The sequence below is a fragment of the Chryseobacterium sp. WX genome (assembly GCF_029542485.1).
GTDB classification, from domain to species: Bacteria; Bacteroidota; Bacteroidia; order Flavobacteriales; family Weeksellaceae; genus Chryseobacterium; species Chryseobacterium cucumeris.
The window spans coordinates 3328977-3351936 of record NZ_CP120710.1 but is presented as its reverse complement, the minus strand read 5'-3'; the positions used below and the strand labels follow the sequence as shown (position 1 = coordinate 3351936).

The 22960-nt window shown below is 34.8% G+C and carries 16 protein-coding genes; 10 read left to right on the top strand and 6 right to left on the bottom strand.

The window, feature by feature from the left end; translation table 11 throughout:
* Window positions 1-30: 30 nt before the first annotated feature.
* The 5 genes from PZ898_RS15070 to PZ898_RS15050 all read right to left on the bottom strand — a co-directional run bounded on the left by PZ898_RS15070 (window position 31) and on the right by PZ898_RS15050 (window position 5949).
* Complete coding sequence (locus PZ898_RS15070) at window positions 31-1350, bottom strand: hypothetical protein (protein ID WP_277693662.1); 1320 nt, start codon at window positions 1348-1350, stop codon at window positions 31-33.
* 3 nt (window positions 1351-1353) lie between these two features.
* On the bottom strand, window positions 1354-2097 hold the full coding sequence (gene fabG / locus PZ898_RS15065) for a 3-oxoacyl-[acyl-carrier-protein] reductase (RefSeq protein ID WP_041461954.1): 744 nt from the start codon (window positions 2095-2097) through the stop codon (window positions 1354-1356).
* 175 nt (window positions 2098-2272) lie between these two features.
* Complete coding sequence (locus PZ898_RS15060; RefSeq protein WP_277693661.1) at window positions 2273-3784, bottom strand: WG repeat-containing protein; 1512 nt, start codon at window positions 3782-3784, stop codon at window positions 2273-2275.
* Window positions 3785-3790: 6 nt separating this feature from the next.
* Window positions 3791-4465 carry a 16S rRNA (cytidine(1402)-2'-O)-methyltransferase gene (gene rsmI / locus PZ898_RS15055; RefSeq protein WP_277693660.1) on the bottom strand — a complete coding sequence of 225 codons (675 nt, stop codon included), beginning with the start codon at window positions 4463-4465 and terminating at the stop codon, window positions 3791-3793.
* A gap of 2 nt (window positions 4466-4467) precedes the next feature.
* Window positions 4468-5949: a hypothetical protein gene (locus PZ898_RS15050; protein ID WP_277693659.1), complete on the bottom strand. Its 1482-nt coding sequence runs from the start codon at window positions 5947-5949 to the stop codon at window positions 4468-4470.
* 61 nt (window positions 5950-6010) lie between these two features.
* Here PZ898_RS15050 and PZ898_RS15045 point away from each other — a divergent pair, with 61 nt between their 5' ends.
* From PZ898_RS15045 to PZ898_RS15020, 6 genes are all read left to right on the top strand, one after another.
* Window positions 6011-6598 (top strand): thymidine kinase, encoded by a 588-nt coding sequence (locus tag PZ898_RS15045; protein ID WP_062672824.1) that lies wholly within the window; start codon window positions 6011-6013, stop codon window positions 6596-6598.
* 203 nt (window positions 6599-6801) lie between these two features.
* Window positions 6802-9249 carry a bifunctional UDP-N-acetylmuramoyl-tripeptide:D-alanyl-D-alanine ligase/alanine racemase gene (locus PZ898_RS15040; protein ID WP_277693658.1) on the top strand — a complete coding sequence of 816 codons (2448 nt, stop codon included), beginning with the start codon at window positions 6802-6804 and terminating at the stop codon, window positions 9247-9249.
* 2 nt (window positions 9250-9251) lie between these two features.
* Window positions 9252-11411: a patatin-like phospholipase family protein gene (locus PZ898_RS15035; protein WP_120232319.1), complete on the top strand. Its 2160-nt coding sequence runs from the start codon at window positions 9252-9254 to the stop codon at window positions 11409-11411.
* Between the two features lie 4 nt (window positions 11412-11415).
* Entirely contained in the window at window positions 11416-11835 is a 420-nt protein-coding gene (gene ybeY, locus PZ898_RS15030; RefSeq protein ID WP_034694045.1) for an rRNA maturation RNase YbeY, read from the top strand.
* Between the two features lie 147 nt (window positions 11836-11982).
* On the top strand, window positions 11983-13845 hold the full coding sequence (mnmG, locus tag PZ898_RS15025) for a tRNA uridine-5-carboxymethylaminomethyl(34) synthesis enzyme MnmG (protein WP_277693656.1): 1863 nt from the start codon (window positions 11983-11985) through the stop codon (window positions 13843-13845).
* A 113-nt stretch (window positions 13846-13958) separates the two neighbouring features.
* Window positions 13959-14780: a class I SAM-dependent methyltransferase gene (locus PZ898_RS15020; RefSeq protein WP_062672816.1), complete on the top strand. Its 822-nt coding sequence runs from the start codon at window positions 13959-13961 to the stop codon at window positions 14778-14780.
* 1515 nt (window positions 14781-16295) lie between these two features.
* On the opposite strand, the gene PZ898_RS15015 is transcribed toward PZ898_RS15020, so the two are convergent.
* Complete coding sequence (locus PZ898_RS15015) at window positions 16296-17486, bottom strand: phosphoglycerate kinase (RefSeq protein ID WP_120232315.1); 1191 nt, start codon at window positions 17484-17486, stop codon at window positions 16296-16298.
* 644 nt (window positions 17487-18130) lie between these two features.
* Here PZ898_RS15015 and rpiB point away from each other — a divergent pair.
* From rpiB to PZ898_RS14995, 4 genes are all read left to right on the top strand, one after another.
* Entirely contained in the window at window positions 18131-18565 is a 435-nt protein-coding gene (rpiB, locus tag PZ898_RS15010; RefSeq protein WP_277693655.1) for a ribose 5-phosphate isomerase B, read from the top strand.
* Window positions 18566-18902: 337 nt separating this feature from the next.
* Window positions 18903-21056, top strand: a complete 2154-nt coding sequence (rnr, locus tag PZ898_RS15005; RefSeq protein ID WP_277693654.1) for a ribonuclease R — start codon at window positions 18903-18905, stop codon at window positions 21054-21056.
* A gap of 254 nt (window positions 21057-21310) precedes the next feature.
* Entirely contained in the window at window positions 21311-21997 is a 687-nt protein-coding gene (locus tag PZ898_RS15000) for a LysE family transporter (RefSeq protein ID WP_062672810.1), read from the top strand.
* Window positions 21994-22923, top strand: coding sequence for an LD-carboxypeptidase (locus PZ898_RS14995; RefSeq protein ID WP_277693653.1), 930 nt, complete (start codon window positions 21994-21996; stop codon window positions 22921-22923). Before PZ898_RS15000 ends, PZ898_RS14995 begins: the two co-directional genes overlap by 4 nt.
* Window positions 22924-22960: the final 37 nt, after the last annotated feature.

Below are 22960 nucleotides of genomic sequence, written 5' to 3'. Positions count from 1 at the left end.
GGCTTTAGATTGATTATCTAAAGCCTTTATTTATTCTTTTGTTCTGATGTATTTTTTATTGAAATATTTTTCAAGCTGATCATTTACATAGGTTTTTTCCTCTTTTACAGAAGCCATTTCATCCATATGTAAAATTCTTGGAATTTCTTTTATTTTATCTACCACCACAGAATCCTGAGAAGAGTTTTTAATTATATCAACTCTTTCATTCATCTCTCTTTCATATTCCTTAAGATCTGTAGTCAGAAGCTCCATAACTATATTTTCACCATTAAGATCAATGTTAAAATAAGAATATTTCTCTGGGAAAACTTTGGGCTCAGGAAGGAAAATAATGAAAAGGGAAATCCACCAGAACTTTTTAATTTTTTCAAATTTAAAAAAGACGATCAGAGATAAAGTGATTAGAAAATAGAAGATAATACTTTCAAATTGCCTTGCAATGGAGGTTAGAATATACCCTGTAAATAGTAAAGGAACCAATGAAACCACCCAGAATAAAACAGCTTTTTTAAAGGTTATCTGACTCATTATCTTTTTGAGTTCTTCTTCAAAAACCATCATAAATAATGGGAGTAATAATAGAACTTTGGCAGCAACATAGAGTGTATTAGCTCCAAAAAGGCCTATTCTTTTTACCCATTTTATAATTCCTTGTTCGCTTTCCCCCATTCTGTTGAAGTTCCCAGGTGCAAGAAAACTTACCAATAAAAAGACGCTTGCAGTCAATATCAATGTCAGATTTTTCTTATTGCGTTTCTGATAATAAGTCACCAACAGAATTCCCCATACAATCAATGCTAGAATTTCATTGGAACCCATCAGCAGTATAATAAGTAGTAGAGAAAGAGAAAACCAGATATTCTCTCCTTTATCTTTATTTTTTTTAATAAAATAGAGTAAAATACCCGCTAAAATGACAGGAACGAAATAGATATTGGAACCTGTAATCCAGAAGTAATGCTCAGGCAGACTTACCAGAAGCATGGTATAAAAGAAAAACAAAAGGAAGCCTTTCTTAATAGACTCTTTGAAAGAATAATTGAAATATTCTTTCAAGTTTACTGCGGAAACTCCAATAAAGGAGAGCATTAAAAAAACAGGATAGATTTTCGGAACAATATTTTTACTGTCATAAAAGACAGGATTAAACATATTTATAGAATATCCAAAATACCTTCCGCCCCATGTTGTATAGGTATCCGTAAAACATTGTAACAGCCCAAGTTTTCTGGTGGCATAGGAACAAAAATAATCATCGGTCTGGTATACATTAAAGAGACTAATGTATGCCAGACCGATGATTAGTAAAACGGACAAGAATAATACTATATTCTGTGGTCTTTTCATTTTTTATGTTAACATTCCGCCGTCAACGTTTAATGTCTGTCCGGTAATGTATGCCGACATTTCGCTGCCTAAGAATACACATGCATTGGCGATATCTGCAGGCTGTCCTCCTCTCTTCATTGGAATTTCTTCTCTCCATCCCTGAACTGTTTTTTCATCCAGAACAGCAGTCATTTCCGTTTCGATAAATCCAGGTGCAATTGCATTACATCTGATATTTCTTGATCCTAACTCCAGTGCTACAGATTTTGTAAATCCGATCACCCCGGCTTTAGAAGCTGCATAGTTGGCCTGTCCGGCATTACCCTTCACACCTACTACAGAAGTCATATTGATGATAGATCCTGATCTTGCCTTCATCATCGGCTTGATTACCGCTTTTGTAAGGTTGAAAACTGAATCTAAATTTACTTTGATTACTTTATCCCAATCTTCTTTGGACATTCTCAATAACAGGTTATCTTTTGTAATCCCTGCATTGTTTACCAAAATATCAATCTGCCCGAACTCTGCCATTACTTCCTCCACCAATTTCTGAGCTGCATCATAATCTGATGCGTCAGACTGATATCCCTTGATTTGGGTTACAGAACTTAAAGCTGCTTCTAATTCTTTTGCTTTGTCTACAGAGCCGGCGTAGGTAAATGCTACTTTTGCCCCTTGCTGAGCAAACATTTCAGCGATACCTTTACCGATTCCTCTTGTAGCTCCGGTAATTAGTGCTACCTTTCCTTCTAATATTTTCATATCTATTGACAATTATTTTCTTTTTATAACTCGTTCAGCTTGTGACAGCTGCCTCTTCATGTTTCTACAATTCCTTTCCGGAATTAAACGGTTTGCAAAGATATTATAAAATGTTATTCAACCCATTTAAATTGTCAAAATACTACTATTTTTTTGATGATTATCAGGATTTTCATTAAAGTTGACCAAAATTATTTCTGAATCTGGTGAAATAAATAAAGTCTGTTTTTTTACTCTTATCCAGTCTTAATACCTCTTTCTGCCAAAAGTATTTATCATAAATAATGTCTTTCAAAGGCTCATTCTGAAAATTGGAAACTCCAAATTTTCCTTCTTTTTTAACGACAATTTCGTTTTCAGCATTTCCGAATGTTATAATATCTTCGTATACAAACGGTACAATTTCTGTTCCCTTCCCATCCAGGACTCCATAAAAGTTGTCTGTGTTTCTGCAGACCAAAGGTTTTGAATATTGATTGAGAGGATTAAAATAGTCAACATCTTCATTTTTTATCTGGCTGATATTTTTCAACTCAGATAATGACTGATCTTTCACTGAAAATCTGTAGTAACGATTATCTTTTCCAACAATAAGATTATCAGGATAAAAACCTAAGATCCGGACACCGTCACCCACAATATTTTTAAGATCTTTATCGAGAAACTTCTCTTCATTTCCTTTTTTAAGGTAAATAAAGTCTTTCCCAGAAATGGTAAAACTTCTGATGAAATCATATTCCAGTGGAAGAATAACATTTCCTTCCAGATCTATAATTCCTGATTTCTTTACCTTATCATTGTAGACACCAAAATAATTATTCAATAAAGGATTTAGATATTTAAAAGTCTGCACATACAGCTTCTTGTCTTTTTTGCTGAAAACTGTTGTCTTTCCGTTTTTTGTAAGGTAGATATACTCTTTTTTACCAAAGTATTCCGGGGTGATATCATTATAGATTTCTTCAGCAATTGTTTTTCCATCAGCATCAATCAAACCATATTTTCCTGTAGCCTTATTTTGGGTAACCAGATAAGGATAGGCATTGATATTTACCACTTGTTTTGAAAATTTATGCAGAGTCTCTCCGTTATTTCCAATGATTTCTTTTTCATTGTCTTCATTGATGATCAATGCTCTACCCTCATACAAGCTATAGTTTTCTTTAAATTCGCGATTGCTGAGTTGCTTTCCTTTAAGGTCGTACAGAAACCATTTTTTATCTTTTAAAACCAAGAGTCTGTTGTTCCCTGAAAAACGAATCTTTTCAGCATAAGGAATGATTTCCTTTCCGTTAAAATCATAAACAGCTTCTGAATTCTGTTTTGATGAGATGATACAATCTTCACTCCACCATGGGGTATTAAATTCCTGATCGTTGAGAGGAATAAGTTCTGTTCCTTTTTCGTCAATAACAGCTGATTTTCTGCTATTTCCTTCCTCAGAATATAGAATAAACCGGTTTTTAAAGACATGCAGAATACCTCCTTTGTAAGGGGATTCAAATGTAACCGTTCCTAAAGAATCTACAATTCCCTGTTTCTTGTAACCAGTATCATAGAATGTTCCATATCCTTCCGAATAAGAACTGATCTCCTTCCCTGTTTTTTTCGACAGGATCACCTTCATATATTGGTTAGTCTGTGCTGTACAGACTACAGAAAACAATACAAAAACTAATTTTTTCAAAGAAAATTAAATAGAATTATTGACAATAAGAACGATCTCTCCTTTTAAAGTTTTACTCTTGGAGAACTCAATTAATTCATTGATTGTCCCTCTTTTAGTTTCTTCAAATTTCTTAGAAATCTCACGGCTTAAGCTTACCTTGGTTTCTTCTCCGAAGAATTCTTTGATCTGTTCCAGAGTGGTATTAATCTTATGAGGGCTCTCGTACAAAACGATGGTCTTTTTTTCTTCTGCAAGCTGCTTCAGTTTGGTTTGTCTTCCTTTTTTCTGCGGCAGAAATCCTGCGAATAGAAATTCATTATTAGGAAGCCCCGAAACCACAAGTGCCGGAATGAGCGCCGTAGCTCCGGGAAGGCAAATCATGTCAATATTATTATCTGCTCCTGCTTTGGCCAGCAAATATCCGGGATCTGAAATACCAGGTGTTCCCGCATCGGTAATAATAGCGATATTCTCACCATTTTTAAGATCTGTAATCACTTTCTCCGTTGCCTGATGCTCATTGTGTAAATGATAGGACTTTAAAGGCTTGGAGATCTCAAAATGTTTTAAAAGTATTCCTGAAGTTCTGGTGTCTTCACATAAAATATAATCTACTTCTTTCAGAACATTTACTGCCCTGAATGTCATATCTTCCAGATTCCCAACGGGTGTGGGAACAAAATATAGGATTCCGCTCAAAATTATAAGAATTTGTTTTCCACCAATATCCAAAGTCTCTGTGCATATTCATCCACCTTATTCCATTTTCTGTCATAGTACAGATCACTAAGGTATTCTTTGGCTTCTTCCAGTGTTCTGAATTGATTCAGCTGATAAACAGTATCGTTCAGATCTGCCTGGCTTCCCTCAAAAAGCATCTTTGTAAAGGCAAGTCTGTCATTCAGATCCAGTTTAAATTCAGGTTTCAGCTTGTCTGCTTCCATGAATTGGGTTGGAATATTGGATTTCAGAATACTTCCTGTATCTTCTTTAACAACAGGAGCTGTTTTTTCTTCCTTGGAAAGTTCCAGGTGGTCGTCATCAAAAAGTGACTGAACAGCCTTCATTCCTTTGATATTGGCTAATTTTATTTTTTTCTCCCGATGGTATTCTTCTAAATTTTCGAAGCTTTCATCGGAACGATGTTTATCTGTTTTTTCAGTAACAGGCTTGTCGATTTCGACAATCTTTCTGCGATCATATACTTCAGCCAGAATACTTTCTTCTTTTGCAGGTTCTTCAGAGTGGTCATTTTTGATCTCACTCAGAATATTTTCCACATTGGAAGTTTCTGTAGCCATTTCCCCCTGCTCTATGGAAATGTTTGAAGCCACAAATTGTTCTTCGTTTTCTTCAATCAGTATTTCATCATCCAGCGTTTCTGTATCAAAAATGCTCGGAATTGTTTCCGTTACAGAAGATTTTACATCATTTACTACAACAGAATCCGTTTCTTTTTCAGATTTCGTCACAATAATTTCATCTTCCTGTTCTTCTATTTCATTGAGCTGATTAGTGAAAACAGCTTCTTCCTCTGTGACTTCATTATAAAACAGATCTTCGTTAAGATCTTCATCCGAATCCGGTGTAGAATCTGCAAGAATTTTATCTTCATCTACAAAGCTCAAAACTGCTCTCTGTTCCTCTGAAATTTCATTTTCATCAATTTCATTCAGCTGATTATTAAAAACAGCCTCTTCTTCAAGGGGTTCATATTCTGGAGTCTCTTCCTGAATATTTTCCGGTAATTTTTCTTCCTTGTTTTCTTCTACAAAGCTTACAATATTTTCATGGAATTCATTTTCAACAATTTCATTCAGCTGATTGTTGAAAACAGCTTCTTCATCAGGTTCGTCTGAAAAAACTTCATTTTCATCAATTTCGTTCAGTTCATTATTGAAAATTGCTTCCTCCTCCGTCACTTCGTTTCCGGTATCATGATGATCTGTTTCTCCTGAAACAAAAGAGACATAATGATGGTCCGGATTCTGCTCCGGATTGTCTGCTACGAAGTATTCAATATTTTTTTCCAGCAGTTTCAAAAAAGAAATCCTGTTAGCAAGCTCATCTACAAGATCTTGCTTGGAAAGTAATTCGTCTATATTGCTTATTTTGTCCAGATTATCAATGATATTCATGGATTCAAAAAAAATCTTTTCCTTTAAATCTTGGATATTCTGCATAATAAGATTCTTATTAAAATTGCTTACTTTTGATGTTAAAAATATACGGCTAATTTAACAAATGTTTTTAGAAAATACAATTAATCATTCCAAACAAAGTGGTTGGATGGAAGTGATTTGTGGCTCTATGTTTTCCGGTAAAACCGAGGAACTTATCCGCAGATTGCGAAGAGCGGAAATGGCAGGACAGAATGTGGAAATTTTTAAACCAAAAATGGATGTACGGTATTCTGAAGAGGATGTAGTATCTCATAATCAGAATAAAATCCGCAGTACAGCAGTAGAAAACCCCAATGAAATTCTTCTGCTGGCTTCCAATTGTGATGTAGTAGCCATTGATGAAGCTCAGTTTTTTGATGAAAGCATTGTTGATGTTGCCAACCAGCTTGCCAATAGTGGTATCAGAGTAGTTATTGCAGGATTGGATATGGATTTTTTGGGTCGTCCATTTGGACCAATGCCCAATTTGATGGCGACTGCAGAGTATGTTACAAAAGTGCATGCTATTTGTAAGAGAACCGGTAATCTTGCCAACTACTCGATGAGAACTTCACAGGGAGATAATCTGGTGGAACTGGGAGAAACAGAAAGTTATGAAGCAGTAAGCCGCCGTGTTTTTATTGACGAAGTACTTTCAAAAAGAAAATAATCGGATAAAGCAGACGACGAAATCACTAAATTGTAAAACTGTTTGCTATAAACCGTAAAATATATTCAATAATATAAAATGAAAAGCGAAAAAGCTACACTGTAAAATATTTAAAAAGGAAAAACCGGATGATGTCATAAATCTCAGCCCTTTTACTATTTTACCTTTTTGCCAATTCGCTAAAAAAAGCAGAAAGGGTACCAATGAATTATACAGTACAACACATTGCAGAGATCACCAGTTCACAGGTCATTGGTGACGGAAGTTTATTGATCAAAAATATAGCATACGACAGCAGGATTATTTATTCTATCAAGAATTCAGCTTTCATTGCGATCAATACTCACAAAAATTCCGGTGAAAAATTTATTGAATCTGCAATGGACAGGGGTATCAATGTCATTATTTCTGAACATTACTATCCGGAGTTTGACAATATAACCTGGATCATTGTTGAAAATTCCGTAGAGTTTCTTCAAAAATTAGCAAAGTATCATTTCGAAAATTCTCATTTACAATCGATCGGAATTACAGGAAGTAATGGTAAGACTATTTTAAAAGAATGGTTATATCAGTGCTTATGGAACGAGTTTCCTACGGTAAAAAGCCCTAAAAGTTTTAATTCCCAGATTGGTCTTCCTTTGTCTCTTCTTCAGATCAACAGTTCCCATCAGCTTGGGATTTTTGAGGTAGGAATTTCAAAACCGCATGAAATGGAAAAACTTGAAAATATTTTCCACCCTCAGATCGGACTGCTCACGCATATCGGAACTGCTCACGCGGCCAACTTTTCTTCCGAGGAAGAATTGATTAATGAAAAAATTATTCTTTTCAAAAATTCTGAAGTGATCATTTATAATGGAGATAATTTTTTGGTTGATCAAAAAATTAAAAAATCCTACTCTGATAAAAAATTAATTTCTTACGGTTTTAAAAAAGAGAATCAGGTTTTCATCAAAAACAATATTTCCAAAGATGAAAACATCATTGTTGAATATTTGGGTGAAGAAATCAGTTTTCCGGTTCATCAGAGAGACGAAGCGACATTAACCAATGCTATGGCGCTTATCTCGGTACTCAAGGAACTGAATATCGAAAATAAAAAGATCGTTGAAAAAATCAACCTTTTAAAAGCCGTTGAAATGAGGCTTGAAGCGATTGAAGGAGTTAAGGGCAATATTGTCATCAACGATTCTTTTAATCTTGACCTCGACTCTTTGAAGACTGCCCTGCAGTTTTTGAATGAATACAACAAATCTAAAAAATCACTGGTCTTAACAGATATTGTAGGAGTAAACTCCAACGCCAAAGAATTATATGAAGAAGTTTCTGAACTGGTGAATGAGCAAAATTTTGACTCTGTCTTCTTAATTGGTGATGAAATATCAAACTTTAGTGAATTATTTAAAACTAAAACATATACTTTTATTGATACTAAAGAGCTCATTGAAAGCAAACATCTTACTGAAATAGAAAATCAGATTATTCTGCTCAAAGGAGCCAGAAAATTTGAGATCGAAAAACTGAAAGATATTCTTGAACTCAGAAAGCATGATACGGTATTGGAAGTAAACCTTAATGCAATTCTTCACAATATCAACTATCATAAATCATTGCTGAAACCGGGAACTAAAATGATGGCAATGGTGAAAGCCAACGCTTACGGGCTGGGAAGCTTTGAAGTATCAGAATTTCTTCAGCATCATCATATAGATTATCTTGGGGTAGCCTATGCAGATGAAGGGGTAGAACTTCGTAAAAAAGGGATCACCACTCCTATTATTGTGATGAATCCCGAGCAGCACAGTTATCAGACGATTATAGAATATAACCTGGAGCCGGAAATTTACAGTTTCAGAGTTTTGGAATTATTTTATGAAGCCGTTCAGAAATCCGGATATGATAAAAAATACCCGATCCATATCAAGCTGGAAACGGGAATGCACCGTCTTGGTTTTAAAGATTTTGAGCTGGATCAGTTAAGCGAAACTTTAAGCCACAAAAATGTAAAGGTTCAGAGTATGTTCAGTCATTTATCATCTTCTGATATGCCTGAAGAAAAAGAATTCACTTTGAAACAACTGGAGATATTCGAAAAAAATTCCGATTACCTTATTGAAAAACTAGGCTACACTCCTATCCGTCATATTCTGAATTCGGCAGGAATTACCAGCTATAAAGATCATCAGCATGACATGGTGAGAATCGGTATTGGTATGCTGGGAGAATCTGCAGATCCTGAAATTCAGAAACAATTACGATCTGTGGTAAGCTTTAAAACCGTAATTTCACAGATATCAACCGTTGAAAATGGTGAATCTGTAGGCTACAGCAGAAGATATAAAGCAGATCATCCTACAAGAATTGCAACGATTCCTGTGGGATATGCAGACGGAATTCCAAGATTGATCGGAAATCAGGTAGGAAATGTAGGTGTAAATAAAACTCTTGCACCTATCGTCGGAAATATCTGCATGGATATGATGATGATTAATGTAGACCATATTCCCAACGTAAAAGAAGGTGATACCGTAACTGTTTTCAACGCCAAACCAAGCTTAAAAGAATTCGCAGGATACTGCAAAACGATAACCTATGAAGTATTAACCTCCATTTCCCCGCGGGTGAAACGGATTTATATAAAAGATTAACTATGAGAAAACTCCTGATTCTGCTTTTCATATTCCCACTGTTATTGATCCATTCTCAGGTAAAAAAAAATCTGGTAATTCCGAAGAATCCAAAAATAGGGCTGTCTCTCGCCGGTGGTGGTGCCAAGGGTTTTTCACATGTCGGAGTTCTTAAAGTACTGGATTCTTTGGGAGTGAAAGTAGACTATATTTCCGGAACAAGCATGGGAGCTATCGTAGGCGGATTGTATGCCGCCGGATACTCCGGAAAAGAAATAGAAAAAATAGTCATGGATACAGATTTCTATTCTCTTATTATGGATCCAAAGTCCCGGCAGGAAGCCAGCTTTTTCAATAAATCTGTAGACAAATATCTTTTATCCATTCCGCTCAAAAACGGTAAAATCACACTTCCTTCCTCTATCAGTACCGGACAAAGAAATGTTTATCTTCTGAAAGAACTTTTTAAAAACGTTTCCAATATTGAGGACTTTTCCAAAATGCCTATTCCTTTCCTTTGTGTCGCTACCAATCTTGAAAGCGGCAATATGCAGATTTTTGAAAAGGGAGATCTCGTACAGTCTATTATGGCGAGTTCTGCGTTCCCTTCTTTAATGGATCCGGTAAAAATTGGGGACAGCATTTATATTGACGGAGCGATGACGGTAAACTACCCCTCAAAGCCTTTAAAGGACAAAGGAATTGACATCGTCATAGGTGTGGATCTTAATCAGGATCTTTCTAAAAGAGAAGATTTAAACAATATTATAGCCATTCTAAACCAGGTCATAGATTTCGGTATCAAAAGAGATACCCGAAGACAATACAGATATACAGATATCAATATTAAACCCAATCTGAAAGGGATGTCCGCTACAAGCTACGATGATAAAAAGAAAATTCTGGACAGCGGATATGTGGAAGGTATGAAATATTCCCAGGTATTAGACCAACTTCCAAAGAGATCATTTGACCGTCTCAGACAACAGGTGAACCCTATATATTCGAATGTTTATAAAATAGACAGTATTTCTATTGAAGGAAGCAAAATTTATGGTAAAAACTACACGCTGGGAAAAATGGGACTACGCCTCCCCTCCTTACAGACCTATGGAAGCATTAATAAAATGATAGATAAACTGGTTGCTACCAACAACTACAAATTTATCAATTATGATATCGTTCAGGAGAATGACGCCAATTACCTGAAGCTTTACGTCACTGAAGATGATGCCCGTCATTTTCTAAAATTCGGATTGCATTATGACGAAGTTTTTAAAACGGGACTTCTTTTGAATTATTCTGCAAAAAGGCTTTTATTTAAAAATTCAAACCTTTCGGTGGATCTCGTTGTAGGAGATCGTCTCAGATATTACCTTAATTATTTTGTAGATAACGGATATATTCCGGGAGTTGGCCTCTATTCATCAGGAATGAGCTTTGATATAAAGAATGTAGATAACTATGTAGTAGACCGCTGGGAATGGATCAGAAATGAAGCTTATATACAGTCTACCTGGAAGGATAAATTTGCCATTGGCGGCGGTATTAGCCACGATTATTTTAAAGCAGAAAACAGCAATGGAGATAACAGGCGATACAGCCGTTTTCTGAACCCTTATGTTTTTATTAAGACCGACACTCAGGATGATAAGGAATTCCCTACAAAAGGGGTTTATTTTGCAGCAGAAGGAAAGGTTGTAGATCTTTTAAAGTCTGAAGTTGATAAAAGAATCATTCAGATCAAAGCGGACCTTAAGCTTAATATTCCGCTAAGCAAACAATTCAGCTATCGTCTCAATCTGTTTGGAGGAGTTACTATCGGTGAAAACCTTCCAGGTTATTACCAATACAGATTAGGCGGAATTTTTGAGCAGAATCTCATTAATTTTAAAAGTTTTGGTGGATTCTATTTCGCCCAGTTGTATACAAACAATGTCATACTGGCATCAAATGATGTTCAGTTTAAGTTTAATAAAAACTATTTTATCAGCGGAAACTTTACCTTTGCCAACTTATCAAACGATATTAAGTTTGAAGATGCAGTTAAAGTAAATTATAGCTCACTGGGAATTACGGCAGGTTACAAATCTCCTTTCGGGCAGATAAAAGTAAACTTCAGCCACTCCCTAAAAAATAACCAAAAAGGTATATTCAGTGTTATATTAGGACACTGGTTTTAAAAAAATGATACAGTTCTTTTACGAAAACTTACCAGAATCGGTAAGTACAGATTACAAAAAATGGCTGGAAGATCTTATTCTTTCAGAAGGAAAAAAATTAGGAGAAATCAACTACATTTTCTGTGATGACGAATATCTTCTTAAGATCAATCAGGATTATTTGCAGCATGATTACTATACAGATATCATCACTTTTGATTATGTAAAAGGTAAGACAATAAGCGCTGAGATTTTCGTATCTTTGCAGCGCATTTCTGATAACGCCTCTACCCTTTCCCGAGATTATGAAGAAGAATTAAGAAGGGTTTTAGCCCACGGTATTTTACATCTTGCAGGCTATAAAGACAAGACGGAAGAGGAAGAAAAAGAGATGCGGAGAATGGAAGATTTGTACCTGGATAAATACAGGGATTTAAAGTTTTAAAATTGAAGAATCACTTAAAGTCCCATATCTAAAGTACTCTATTCTAGCAACAATATAAGTTTACCTAGAGTGCATTCTCCAAAAATGTTTCACGTGAAACATTGGTTATAAAGATAAGGTTTAAAGCTTAAAACAAGCGAGATAAAAATGATTTCAGAAATATATGATGTAATAGTAGTAGGTGCAGGACACGCAGGTTGTGAGGCAGCAGCAGCAGCAGCTAACTTGGGTTCAAAAACACTGCTTATTACAATGAATATGCAGACCATCGGACAGATGAGTTGCAACCCGGCAATGGGCGGAATCGCAAAAGGACAGATCGTAAGAGAGATTGATGCAATGGGAGGATATTCCGGAATTGTGGCAGACAAATCTGCGATCCAATTCAAAATGCTGAATCTTTCAAAAGGTCCTGCGATGTGGTCTCCGAGAACCCAAAATGATAGAATGCTTTTTGCCGAAGAATGGCGTTTAGCATTAGAGAATACTCCCAATCTTGATTTCTTTCAGGATATGGTGAAACAACTGATTGTTGAAAATAATAAAGTAGCCGGAGTGGTTACTTCTTTAGGAATTGAGATTAAAGCAAAATCTGTAGTTCTTACAAACGGAACTTTTCTTAACGGATTAATCCACGTTGGAGATAAACAATTAGGAGGAGGAAGAATGGGCGAACCGAGAGCTTTTGGAATTACAGAACAACTGGTCACTTTAGGTTTCGAGGCAGGAAGAATGAAAACCGGTACTCCACCGAGAGTAGACGGAAGAAGTTTGGATTATTCAAAAATGGAAGAACAGAAAGGTGATGAAAATCCCCAAAAGTTCAGTTATCTTGACACTCCGAAACTAACAAAACAACTAAGCTGTCATATCGTATATACCAACGAAACAGTACACGATATTTTAAGAGAAGGTTTCGACAGAAGTCCAATGTTTAATGGAACGATTCAAAGCTTAGGTCCTAGATACTGTCCAAGTATTGAAGATAAAATTAACCGTTTTGCAGAAAGAAACAGACACCAACTTTTCGTAGAACCGGAAGGATGGAAAACAGTAGAGATCTATGTCAACGGTTTCAGCTCTTCTCTTCCAGAGGATGTACAGATCAAAGCAATGAAACATATACCAGGATTCGAAAATGTAAAAGTTTTCCGTCCGGGTTATGCAATTGAATATGACTACTTCCCTCCTACCCAATTAAAGCATACCCTCGAAACTAAATTAATTGATAATTTATATTTCGCCGGACAGATCAATGGAACAACCGGATATGAAGAAGCAGCTGGTCAAGGATTAATTGCCGGAATCAATGCACACAATAAAGTTCATGAAAAGGGAGATTTTATCTTAAACAGAGATGAAGCTTATATTGGAGTATTGATTGATGACCTAATTACAAAAGGAACTGAAGAACCTTACAGAATGTTTACTTCACGTGCAGAATACAGACTTCTTTTAAGACAGGATAATGCTGACATCAGATTAACAGAGAAAGCATATCAGCTAGGACTGGCAAAAGAAGACAGATTAAGACGCGTTGAAACAAAAATATCTGAAAGTCAATCACTTGAATATTTCCTTCGAGAAACTTCTTTAAAACCAGGTATTATTAACCCTGTCCTGGAGTCTATTGAAAGCAGCCCTGTTGATCAGGCGTACAGAGCAGCACAAATCCTTACCAGGCCTAATATGACGTTAGAAAAACTGGATGAAATCGATTTTATTAAAGAAGTTTCTACCCAATATAACGATGAAGTAAGAGAGCAGGCTGAAATCAATATCAAATATAAAGGTTATATTGAAAAAGAAAAGGAAAATGTAGCTAAGCTGAATCGTCTGGAAAATATCAAAATACCGGAAGATTTTGATTATACAAAGCTAAGCAGCCTATCTGCAGAAGCAAAACAAAAGATGTCTAATGTACGTCCGAAGACTATTGCACAAGCTGGAAGAATAAGCGGAGTTTCCCCTGCTGATATTAATGTTTTATTGGTTTACCTAGGGCGTTAAAAAAATGTTTCACGTGAAACATTAGAAAATAAAAACAAAAATTAAGGTATTTATAAGCGTAAAACACTTCTGAATATCTTAATTTTTTTATCATATAAAAGATATTTACTTCAATGAAAATAAAAGATCATTTTCTTTCACAGGAAATATTTGAGATCAAAGAGACTGAAACAAAAGGAGTTTTTAAAACCACTCCTATTCCATCCAATATTTCCAGATATTATGAAAGTGAAGATTATATTTCTCATCACCAGGATTCCGGAAGTTTGAAAGAAAAGCTTTATAAGTTTCTTCAATCATTCAATCTTCAGTACAAAAAAAATATCCTGATAGACAGAATAAAAAAAGGTTCTAAAGTTTTGGACTATGGATGCGGCGCAGGAGAATTTGTAAAATACATTGAAAATGATTTTGAAACCTATGGATTTGAACCGGATTCTGATGCCAGAAAAGCAGCACAAGGAAAAATAACCAAGGCTTCTATTTTAGATGATATTAACAAAATTGAGGAAAATACCTTAGATGCTATTACACTATGGCATGTATTTGAGCACATCGAGAATCAGGATGAAATGCTTGCTGTTTTTCATGAAAAATTAAAAGAAAAAGGAATTCTTGTGATTGCAGTTCCCAACCCTACTTCCTATGATGCGAAACATTATAAAGAATATTGGGCCGCTTATGATGTTCCAAGACATATCTATCATTTTTCAAAAAATGGTATGGAAAATTTGATTTCCAAAAATCCTGACTGGAAAATGAGAAAGATCAAACCTTTAGTTCTTGATTCGTATTACATCTCTATGTTGAGCGAAAAATACAAAAAATCACCTCTATTTTGGTTAAAAGCAGTGATCTTTGGAACAATTTCCAACGTAAAGGCATTATTTTCGAACGAATTTTCAAGTTTGATATATATTATCGAAAAAAGATAGAAAATCGATTTTTACCCTATTTATGAAGGTCAATTTTCAGCGTTTTAGCTTAAAAAATAAAAACTCAGGATTTTTCTCCTGAGTTTTCTTTTTAAATATCATATCCGAATAATAATTTCTTCGTCAATTTTATCAAATAAAAAAAAATAAAAATATCTACTCTACTCTATTTTTTAAAGTTGAGAAAAATGTCCATCACCTACACAGCATTTTATGTACTTAAGATTTTACTAAACCTTCTCATTCAGTTTTCAACAAAAGCATAAAAAACAGCAAGAAAAGAAGAAATTTAGTTTCAACAAGATAAATTATTACAGAAATAGCCTCAATTCAGCTTCAAAATAAAATAAGATACAAACACTCTAAAAAAGAGAAAAAATTGATTTTTAAGCTATTTATGAAGTTCATTTTTCGACATTTTTATTAAAAGAAAAAATTAAAGCTGATTTGGTAAATATAATTCTGACGACAAAAAAAGAAAATCTAATTTCTTCTTAAGGTAATTATTCCACGATAAAAAAAAAGCTCCCCTACTCCACTCTACCATTTTTAATAAAAATAATTTTTCCCTACTTCAAAAAATAAAATTGATAAAAATTGAAAGGTTGTATTTTTTTTACGAAAAAAGGAAAAGATAAAAATACAGAGAGTTTCAAAAATCAATACTTGAACAAAAATTTAAAACTTGGAAGCACCTAAACAATGTTAAAACTTCATGGCAAATTTTTAAGTCTAAAGAATAAAAAATTAAAACTTACTTAAATTTATCATGTAAACGGATCTTAAAAATTCAAAAAAAAATTAACTTATTCATTTTATTATAGTTACCTATGGATTTCTATTGTTTTAGTAAGAATATCACATGAAAATAATAAGGAAAAATAGTTAAAAAATAAGTTTAATGATTAATAATCAATAATATAAAAAGCTATCACTATAATGTGAAATAAATAAATGATTGAATTTAAAATTTTCAAAAATTTATATCTCCATTTTCTAATAGAAATTTAAATACTAAAGCAATCTAAAATACTATTTCCTAAAAAGATAAAGTGAAACCTATCTCTCCAGAATAATTTAAAAAAAAACAAATAGAATCACTTTTCAATGGGAAGAAAAAATCATAAACCTTCCTTCAAATCCTCTACTAATCTTCATAAGATCATATCAACTACTCCTTCTATATTTTTCGAAATACAAAGTATAATTCACAGAAAAAATACCGCTTTTTATATCAATTGTTTTGCAAAAATAATGGTCATTTATCAAAGTAAAATGAGAATAAAACCATAAATAAAATCACATAAACTCGTAAATTTTCTAAGAATATTCTGATCATAAATTTCATTAAAAACATAAGTCTCTGAAAGATAATTCAACCCATCTCTATATAACTAGAAGTTATATCTAAAATAGCATTAAAACTACGATCAATAAAGGATTTTCTTTAAGTTTAAGAAATAAAAAAAGCCTGCTAATTATATTAGCAGGCTTTGAAATATCTTTTATTTTCTATTAATTATTGATTGCAGCTACCCCTGGCAATTCAAGTCCTTCAAGACTTTCAAGCATGGCTCCACCACCGGTAGAAACGTAGCTTACCTGATCAGCATATCCGAATTGTTTCACGAAAGCAACACTGTCCCCTCCTCCAACTAAAGAGAAAGCACCAAGTCTTGTTGCTTCAGCAATACTCTCTCCTAAAGCAACTGTGCCACCAGCAAAGTTTGACATTTCAAAAACTCCGATAGGACCGTTCCAAAGAATAGTTCTTGAATTCAACAATACATCATTAAACTGATCTCTCGATTTGTGACCCGCATCAAGTCCCATCCATCCTTCAGGGATTGCATAGATATCAGCTTCTTTTCTCTCCACATCATTACTAAAGCTTTCAGCGATGATGGCATCAGACGGAAGATATACTTTTACTTTGTGCTCTTTAGCTTTTCCTAAAATCTCAAGGGCCAAAGGAAGTTTATCTTCTTCTACAAGAGAATTACCGATTTTCCCTCCAAGAGCCTTAATAAAAGTAAATGCCATACCTCCACCAATGATCAGATTATCTACTGCAGGAAGGATATTCTCTATAATGGTAATTTTAGTTGAAACTTTAGATCCACCCAAAATAGCTGTAACTGGTTTCTCACCACTTTTTAATACTTTATCGATTGCCTGAAGCTCTCTAGCCATCAGTAAACCGAAATATTTAGTTGACGGAAAGTATTGAGCGATTACTGCTGTGGAAGCATGAGCCCTGTGAGCCGTACCAAATGCATCATTTACATAAGCGTCTCCTAACTTTGAAAGCTTCTCTGCGAATGCAGCATCTCCTTTTTCCTCCTCGTTATGAAAACGTACATTTTCCAATAGTAAGATCTCTCCTGGTTTTAAATCTGCAGCTGCTTGCTCTGCCTTCTCTCCAATACACTCATCAACAAATTTCACTTCTTGTCCTAAAACAGCAGAAACTTCGCCAACAATATGTTTAAGAGAAAATTCATCTTTAACCTCTCCCTTAGGTCTTCCAAGGTGTGTAATTAAGATGACAGAACCACCATCATTAAGGATCTTTTCCACTGTTGGTTTCACAGCAACAATTCTTGTGTTGTCAGTCACTTTCAGTTGATCGTCCTGTGGAACATTAAAGTCCACTCTTACAAGAGCCTTCTTATCTTTAAAATTAAGATCATTGATTGTTTTCATAAGTAGATTTATTTTTTGCTAAGCCCTATGAAACCGTCGTGCTCAAAATCCGTTTTAGTTTTCGGAAAAATCTCGCAAGAACAATTTCATAAATCTCATTGAATTTTTGTTTCACAAATGTAAGGTTTTAAACTTTTTCAACAGTTTGATTAAAATAAAAGTTTTCAAAAAGTTTCCCCGAACCCAATCACCCATTAATCAACAATTTTATCTCTTTTAAAAAAAAGAATAATGTAGTTGTTGTTGAGTGTTGTGAATTTCGGGGATAAGTTTTATGCTAAAAATTGATAACATTCAACTTTTACTCAACTCATATTTAACTCACAATATAAATCTCTGTAAACCCGCTATTTCACCTACTTATTAACAAATGTTGATAACTTTGAGATGAAGCCATTATTAGTTATTTTATTATGGAAAAATCTGGGGATAGCTGAAGAAAACATCTGGAAAGTTGTGGTAAAAGTTTGAGAAAAGATTTTCTATTACGAAATAAATTGATCTTTAAAAATAGAAAGTTGAGAAAAGTTTTCCACAGTTATTCACATACCTTTTCACAATTAACTCAGGGTTTACTAACACGAATTGTTATTATTCTTACCTTTGTAAGGAAATAGAATCTAATAAAGCTTAATAAGAGTATTATGAAAAGAAAAATTGCTATCGCAGCGGACCATGCAGGCTATGAATATAAGGAGATTGTTAAGAACTACCTTTCAGAACTTTTTGATGTTCAGGATTTTGGAACGTTTTCCACAAACAGTGTGGATTATCCAGACTTTGTACACCCTGCGGCAACCTCTGTGGAAAACGGAGAAAATGAGCTGGGAATTCTGATCTGTGGAAGCGGAAACGGAGTTCAGATCACTGCTAACAAACATCAGAAGATAAGATGCGCTTTATGCTGGATGCCGGAGATTGCAACACTGGCAAGACAGCATAATGATGCCAACATGATTTCAATGCCGGCAAGATTTATATCTAAAGAACTGGCACTTGAAATTGTAGATAAATTTCTTTCAACAGACTTTGAAGGTGGAAGACACCAGAACAGAGTTGACAAAATTGCAGTTTGCTAATTATAATAAGGCTTGTAAATCACTTTACAAGCCTTATTTATTTTTTATTCGTACATTTGCAGTGTCCAATAGAAATTACACTCTATTATTCTCCAAAGCCTTTCTTATATTTGAAATATATTTAATAAAAGGTTTTTCTCTTTTCTTCTCCAGAATTGTATTAAATTTATACAAAACTAAAGCTCCCGTTGTAAGCAAACTGAAAGATAATTTCTGATGATTTACGGAAAGATTCTAATGATGAAATTGAATAACCTTATACTAAGGAACTAATAAGGAAGATTTAGAAAAAGGTCTTAATTGAGATAAGACCAAAACAATTAAAATAAAAATTAAAATGCCAAAAAAAAGAAAATATATAAGTCATAAAAATGATTTAAAGATGATGGAGATCGGAAGAATGATCCTCCGTTTTATGAATGCAAATTCATCCAAAATTTATAATTATAAGCAGATCGCTGATGGGATAGATTACAAAAATCCAAGACAAAGAGAACTTGTGATCCAGGCGCTGCATAAACTTCAGGGATCTGAAAAGATTAAAGAAGTTGAAAAAGGAAAATACATTGTGAACCTGAAAATCGCAGGAACGCTTACCGGAACTATTGACTTTAACCAAAGTGGAAATGCTTACGTAAGTGTGGAAGGTTTGGAAGATGATGTCTTCGTTCACTCCAAAAATGTGAAGGACGCATTGCAGGGAGATAAAGTTCTTATTATAACTTATCATTATAAAGGAAAGAAATTGGAAGGCTCTGTTTTGGAAGTTTTGGAACGTACCAGAACGGAATTTGTAGGAACGTTTCAGAAGGTTGCCCATAAGGAATTTGGGTTTGTGGTTTGTGATAAAAAGACAATCAACACAGATATCTTTATTCCGAAAGGAAAATTCAACAATGCTGAAGATGGAGATAAGGTGATCGTAAAAATGACGGAATGGAGACCGGGTGACAAAAACCCGGAAGGTGAAATCATTCAGGTGCTGGGTGCTCCGGGAGAACATGAAACGGAAATCCACTCTATTCTTGCAGAATATGGTCTTCCTTACGAATTTCCATCAGAAGTAGAAGCTGATGCAGATAAAATCGACAGAAGCATCACAGATGACGAGGTGGCAAAACGTTGGGATATGCGTAGTATCTGTACGTTTACCATTGACCCTAAGGATGCGAAGGATTTTGACGATGCTTTATCCATTAGAAAACTGGAAAATGGAAACTGGGAAATCGGAGTTCATATTGCAGACGTATCTCATTATGTAGTTCCGGGAACTATTCTGGATGATGAAGCCTATCAGAGAGCTACTTCAGTATATCTTGTTGACAGGGTTGTGCCGATGCTGCCGGAAGTTTTGAGTAATGATGTATGCTCCCTTCGTCCGCACGAGGATAAATATACCTTTTCAGCTGTTTTTGAACTGAATGATAATGCTGAAATTCAAAAGCAGTGGTTCGGAAGAACAGTAATCCACTCAGATAGGAGATTCACATATGAAGAAGCTCAGGAGCGTATCGAAACCGGACAGGGAGATCTGGCGGAAGAAATCAATACACTTGATAAGCTGGCGAAAATAATGCGTCATGAACGTATAAGAAAAGGAGCCATTACTTTTGACAGAAGTGAAGTAAGATTCAATCTTGATGAAAATAATGAACCGATCGGTGTGTACTTTAAAATCAGTAAAGACTCCAATCACCTGATCGAGGAATTCATGCTTTTAGCCAATAAAAAAGTATCAGAATTTGTATCACTTTCAAGAAAAGGTGAGATCACCAACAATACATTTATTTACAGGGTTCACGATGATCCGGATCCTGCAAAACTGGAATCTTTGAGAGACTTCGTTGCTACTTTCGGATATAAAATGGATTTGGCCAATACCAAAAAAGTGGCTGCGTCTTTGAATAAACTTCTTCATGATGTAAAAGGAAAAGGGGAAGAAAATATGATTGAAACTCTTGCGATGAGAAGTATGAGTAAGGCGGTATACTCTACGGAACCAATCGGCCACTATGGTTTAGGTTTTGAGTATTACAGCCACTTCACCTCTCCTATCCGTCGTTATCCCGATTTGCTGGCACACCGTCTTCTTCAGCATTATCTGGATGGAGGAAAATCTCCAAACAGAGGTGAGCTTGAAGAAAAGGCAAAACACTGCAGTGCGATGGAAAGACTGGCAGCAGATGCGGAAAGAGATTCCATCAAGTACATGCAGGTAAAATTCATGGAAAAACATCTGGGAGAAACATTCAGAGGAGTGATTTCCGGAGTAGCTGAGTTTGGTTTCTGGGTTGAAATTCCTGAGAATGGTGCTGAAGGTTTGATCAAGTTAAGAGACCTTGTGGATGATTCCTATATGTATGATGCGAAAACCCATGCTGTATACGGAATAAGACATGGAAATAAATATCAGCTTGGAGATGAAGTTCAGATTAAGGTGGTGAAAGCCAATCTGATTCAGAAGCAGCTTGACTTCCAGATTGTGAAGTAAAGAATTAAGTCTTTAAGAAGACTGTTGATAAAATTATAAAGGCTGATGTGTTACCGAACCGTCAGCCTTTTATTTTCTAAATATAAAAAGTATGAAATGTACTCTCCACTCCTCTCTTATTCCTTAATAAAAAATTACATTAAAGTGTTATTAAAATCCACTTGATATATCATAACTTTATTGAATAATTAAATCATAAAGTCTAACTTTGTATTAAACGAAATGAATTTTTATTCATTTTAAAACACTACTTAATGCTAGAACTTGTACTATCTGCCGTCATATTAGGATTTATGCTAAGCCTGGTTTTCATAGGACCTATTTTTTTCCTGCTTATTGAAACCAGCTTTTCCAGAGGCCCCAGACATGCCCTGTCACTGGATCTTGGTGTGATTACGGCAGATTTATTATGCATTGTAGCGGCGTACTATGCCAGTACGGATATTGTTTCTTTAATTGATAAACATCCAGGTTTTTACAGGATCACTTCTATTCTTATTTTCATCTACGGAATTGTAATGCTGGTGACCAAAACCAAAATGCACCTGCCCGGAGAAGAAAAGATCATTGGTCAAAATTATATTAAGACCTTTTTCAACGGTTTTTTCTTTAATCTTCTGAATGTAGGAGTCATCCTTTTCTGGCTGGTAACGGTAATTTCCGTAAGGAATCAATATCCGGACACCAGCAGTTTTATTTTATACATCAGTATAGTACTGGCCACTTACCTGTCTATAGATCTTGCCAAGATATTTCTTGCCAAACAATTTCATGATAAATTAACACAAAAACTGGCCAACCAGATCAGAAGAGTTGTTGGCTGTATTCTTATTATATTCAGTTTCTTTATTTTCCTGCAGAGTTTTAAAAAGTTCAACCAATTTGAAAAACAACTGGAGGAAGCAGAAAAGAAAGAAGTAAAATATCAAAAAGCAAAATGAAAAAAATGATCTTTCCAAAGTCTCTTAAAAAAGGAGACAAAATAGCTGTTATTTCCCCTGCAGGTGCAGTAGATGCTACTCAACTGGAAAAGGGAATAGAAATGATTAAAAGCAGAGGTTTTGAACCCGTTCTCGGAGAACATCTCTACACTAAATTTTCAAACGGATATAATTACGCCGGAACAGAAAAGGAAAGAACAAAAGATATCAACTGGGCCTTAAACGATACGGAAATAAGAGCTGTATGGGCTTCAAGAGGCGGTTACGGATGCCAGCATCTTATTCAGCACCTGAAGTTGAAAAACTTTACAGAAAACCCGAAATGGTATATCGGATATTCAGACAATACAGTCATACAAAGTTATCTGTTAAAAAAAGGTTTTGTTTCCATTCATGGACAGACCATTAAGACATCAAGTTTTGGAGTGACAAATGAAAGCTATGATCTGATCTTTGATATCCTTAAAGGCAAAAAGCCTAAATACGTCCTAAAATCTCACCCATTCAATAAAAAAGGGAATATTCAGGGAGAATTGGTTGGAGGAAATTTAGCCCTTATCTACGCTCTTCTGGGAACGAAATATTCATTCGATTTTAAAGACAAGATTCTGTTTATTGAAGATATAGGAGAAAACTTCTATGCACTGGACCGTATGATTATGAGTCTGGAGCTGGCAGGTGTCTTCAACAAAATCAAAGGATTGATTGTTGGTGGAATGACCAATATGGGAGATGAAAAGGAAAATAAAAACTATGAAGATAGCTTTGATGAGTTCGTTTACAAACTGATCTCAGACAGAATTTCAAAGTATAATTTCCCGGTAGTATTTGCCTTCCCGAATGGGCATATTAAAGACAACAGACCACTTTTAATTGGTGCAAACGTGAAAATAAAAGTGGATGCTAAAGTAAAAATAGATTTTTAAAGTAGCACTACTCTCCTGTCTCCAAACTCTTAACTAT